Annotated in this window: 1 protein-coding gene; it reads left to right on the forward strand. The window is 74.5% G+C overall.

What is annotated here, in order from left to right; all coding sequences use genetic code 11:
- Nucleotides 1-597, forward strand: a 597-nt coding sequence (locus IEZ07_RS35330) for a phospholipid carrier-dependent glycosyltransferase (protein WP_191898779.1), incomplete at both ends; no start/stop codon positions are given.

Here is a 597-nt window from a genome sequence, read left to right on the forward strand (position 1 = left end):
TCGGCTGGCGCTTCGCCACCGCCGCCGCCGGCGTCATCTCCATCCTCATCCTGGCCCGCACCGCCCGCCGCATGACCCGCTCCACCCTGCTCGGCTGCCTGGCCGGACTCCTGCTCGCCCTCGACGGCCTGCACCTGGTCCTTTCCCGCACCGCCCTGCTCGACATCTTCCTCATGCTCTTCGTCCTGGCCGGCTTCGCCTGCCTGGTCACCGACCGCGACCACACCCGCGCCCGCCTCGCCACCTGGTACGAGACCTCCCCCCTCACCGACCAGGGCCCCTGGCTCGGCTGGCGCCCCTGGCGCCTGGCCGCCGGCACCATGCTCGGCGCCGCCTGCGCCGTCAAATGGTCCGGCATCTTCTTCCTGGCCGCCTTCGCCGTCCTGACCCTGCTGTGGGACGCCGGCGCCCGCCGCGCCGTCGGCCTGCGCCGCCCCTACAGCGGCGCCTTCATGCGCGACCTGCCCACCGCCCTGACCGCCCTCGCCCTCACCCCCGCCCTGACCTACCTGGCCTCCTGGACCGGCTGGTTCGCCTCCGCCGGCGGCTGGGGCCGCAACTGGACCCAGGCCACCTCCCAGGGCCCCTACTACTTCG

This window comes from Planomonospora parontospora (genome assembly GCA_014647935.1).
Classification (GTDB): Bacteria; Actinomycetota; Actinomycetes; order Streptosporangiales; family Streptosporangiaceae; genus Planomonospora; species Planomonospora parontospora.